This window comes from Mesorhizobium sp. M7A.F.Ca.CA.003.01.2.1, assembly GCF_003998945.1.
Taxonomy (GTDB): domain Bacteria; phylum Pseudomonadota; class Alphaproteobacteria; order Rhizobiales; family Rhizobiaceae; genus Mesorhizobium; species Mesorhizobium ciceri.
In genome coordinates this window covers 1-2839 of the sequence record NZ_RZRA01000766.1, presented here as the reverse complement: position 1 = coordinate 2839, position 2839 = coordinate 1, and the positions used below count along the sequence as shown (strand labels likewise).

The window sequence follows — 2839 nt, the reverse complement described above, 5'->3', positions numbered from 1 at the left end:
GTTCGTCAGCGGCCTGGCGATGTTCTTCACCGCGCCGATCTCGGGCATCCTGTCGAACAAGATGGACCCGCGCCTGATGATGATGATCGGCTTCTTCGGCTTCGCCACCGGCACCTGGTGGATGACGCATCTGACCGCCGACTGGGATTTCTATGAGCTGCTCATCCCGCAGATCCTGCGCGGCTGTTCGATGATGCTGTGCATGGTTCCGATCAACAACATCGCGCTCGGCACCTTGCCGCCCGAGCGGCTGAAGAACGCGTCCGGCCTGTTCAATCTCACCCGCAACCTTGGCGGTGCCGTCGGCCTTGCGCTGATCAATACCGTGCTGATCGACCGCAACGCCTTCCACTACGCAAGGCTCTCCGAGCATGTGCAATGGGGCAGTGAAGCCGCGCAGACCAAGCTGCAGAACATGACCCGCAATTTCGAGCAGACCCCCGGCCTCGATGCGACAAGCGCTGCGATCTCCAAGTTGTCTGGCATGGTCCAGCAGCAGGCGGCGTTGCTGTCCTTCATGGACGTGTTCTTCATGCTGACGGTGCTGTTTGCGACGCTTGGCCTGTTCACCATGCTGATCCGCAAGCCGGCCGCACCGGGTGGCGGCGGCGGTGGGGGGCACTGATAGGGAGCAATTCCAGGAAAAGTGTAAGGCGGTTTTCCCGGGAAAAGCGCGCAGCGCTTTCCCTTGGAGATTGCGACAAGACAAGGATACGTGGGCAGCGGTTTCGGGAAGCTCCTCCAGTCCACGCCCGAAAAGCTCTGACCGCGTAAAAAACTCCGGGCCGCAAGCCCGGAGTTTTTTGCATTCGGGTCTATGGACTCAGGCCGTGGCCGGTTTGAAGGTCAGCGCGACGCCGTTGATGCAGTGGCGCAGGCCGGTCGGCGCCGGACCGTCGTCGAAGACATGGCCGAGATGGCCGCCGCAGCGGCGGCAATGTGCCTCGGTACGCGTCATGCCGAGCGACCTGTCCACGGTCGTGCCGATCGCCTTGGGGATCTCTTGCCAGAAGCTCGGCCATCCGGTGCCGGAATCGAATTTCGTCTCCGACGAATAGACCGGCAGGTCGCAGCCGGCACAGGCGAAAATGCCCTTGCGGTGTTCGTTGAGCAGCGGGCTGGTGCCGGGGTACTCCGTGCCTTCCTTGCGCAGCACGTCGAAGGCGGCCGGCGACAGGATGGCTTTCCACTCGGCGTCGGTCTTGACGACCTCGAAGCTCTCGGCCGCTTGTGCTGCCTGCGGATCGCCCATGCGCAGCATCGTTGCCGCGGCCCCGATCACGCCGATGGCGGCGGCACCGCTCAAAAGAAAGTCGCGACGGTTCATGACCAGTTCCTCCTGATGTCCTTTTGCCAAACTACACCGCCGCGCGGAAATCAAAAGCCGGTGACGGTAGCCCCTCGAACGAACACTCCGCGCCCTCCCACATCCGAATGCAGGCGGGCGCGAAGTGCACGGGCCAATTGCGGATCACGGGAGCGGGATCGTGCAATCGACGGAGGGTCCTTGCCGTCAGTTCGCCGGCAGCAAGCCCCTTGTTACATCTTGGGCAAAAGAACCTTGTCGATGACGTGGATGACGCCATTGGACTGTTCGACATCGGCGATCGTCACATTGGCGACATTGCCGTTCTCGTCGGTGACCGTGACCTTGCCGCCGTCGGCCTTGAGCGACAATTCGCAGCCGCCGACCGTCTTGACCTTGTGGGTGCCGCCGTCAGCCTTGGCCATCGCGGCCACATCTGCTCCCATCGCCTTGGCGCCGATGACATGGCAGGTCAGGATCTTGGTGAGCTTGTCCTTGTTTTCTGGCTTGAGCAGCGTCTCGACCGTACCGGCCGGAAGGGCTGCGAAGGCTTCGTTGGTCGGCGCGAACACGGTGAACGGACCGGCGCCCTGCAGCGTCTCGACAAGGCCGGCGGCCTTCACGGCGGCGACCAGCGTGGTGTGATCCTTCGAGTTCACGGCGTTCTCGACGATGTTCTTGTTGGCATACATGGCGGCGCCGCCAACCATCGGGTTTTCGGCGTAGGCGGCGGTGGCAAGGGCCGAAACGGCGATCGTACCGGCGAGCAAAAGGGTGGCGTATCTACGCATGATGTCGAACTCCTCGGGTTTTTCTCTTCCCATTCTTGGGGACGCGAGGAGATACGGAACAAACTCGCCCGAGTTTCAGAAATATTGTGATTCTTGATTTTATCCACGGCGCAGAGGGATTTCCCGAGCCATCGGCCGCCTGCCGACATGCTGTCTATGGGCATGTTCAGCGAAGGATAGACTTATGATAGTCTGTTGTGATTTTTCAGGTGAAGAGCCGGTCAGATGCTCTTCAGGTCGCCAGCGGCAACCACCGGTCCGGTCGGCTGTCCGGTCGGCGAACCGCCCGACGGCTCGAGGCTGACGGCAAGCACCGCGCCCTGGGCAAGCTTCTGCTGGGCCGCCGGCGAGACGACGATATGTGCCGTAGCACCGGTCGGAATGACGCCCATCGAGACCGGCGGGTTCTTGCCCTCGATCATCCACAGCTCGAAGTCCTTGCCGGAAGCACGCTCACCGGAGACATGCGACAGGCCGACTTCGTGATGCGCGGCGTCGTAGACGGCAAGATATCTGACGTCGCTGCCTTCGGCGGCCAGCGAAGCGACGAGGCGCGCCTGCGGCTGCTCGACCGGCGGGTTGAAGACGGGCACGGCGATGTAAATCGCCAGTGCCGCAACCGCGGCTGCGGCAAGGGCGCGCCAGAAGGCCAGGCTGGACCAAAGGCCGCCGCGCACTTCGGCGGGCCTGCTCACCGCGGCAGCGGTAGCGAACAGGCGGCGGTCGACCGCGGTCTTCACCG

The 2839-nt window shown here is 63.0% G+C and carries 4 protein-coding genes; 1 reads left to right on the top strand and 3 read right to left on the bottom strand.

Annotated features, from left to right (window positions below; all coding sequences use genetic code 11):
• On the top strand, positions 1–625 hold a 625-nt coding region (locus tag EN969_RS25170), incomplete at its 5' end, for an MFS transporter (protein ID WP_127419486.1).
• Between the two features lie 198 nt (positions 626–823).
• Here the strand turns inward: EN969_RS25170 and msrB are convergent.
• From msrB to EN969_RS25150, 3 genes are all read right to left on the bottom strand, one after another.
• Positions 824–1327, bottom strand: coding sequence for a peptide-methionine (R)-S-oxide reductase MsrB (msrB, locus tag EN969_RS25160; RefSeq protein ID WP_013528493.1), 504 nt, complete (start codon positions 1325–1327; stop codon positions 824–826).
• A 212-nt stretch (positions 1328–1539) separates the two neighbouring features.
• Entirely contained in the window at positions 1540–2097 is a 558-nt protein-coding gene (locus EN969_RS25155) for a fasciclin domain-containing protein (RefSeq protein ID WP_013528492.1), read from the bottom strand.
• A gap of 221 nt (positions 2098–2318) precedes the next feature.
• Positions 2319–2839: anti-sigma factor (locus EN969_RS25150; RefSeq protein WP_127419485.1), on the bottom strand; the 521-nt coding region annotated here is incomplete at its 5' end.

What these genes read in the sequence shown, in the direction of transcription:
- msrB (WP_013528493.1), bottom strand. Translation starts at nt 1,327, where the DNA reads ATGAACCGTCGCGACTTTCTTTTGAGCGGTGCCGCCGCCATCGGCGTG.
- EN969_RS25155 (WP_013528492.1), bottom strand. Translation starts at nt 2,097, where the DNA reads ATGCGTAGATACGCCACCCTTTTGCTCGCCGGTACGATCGCCGTTTCG.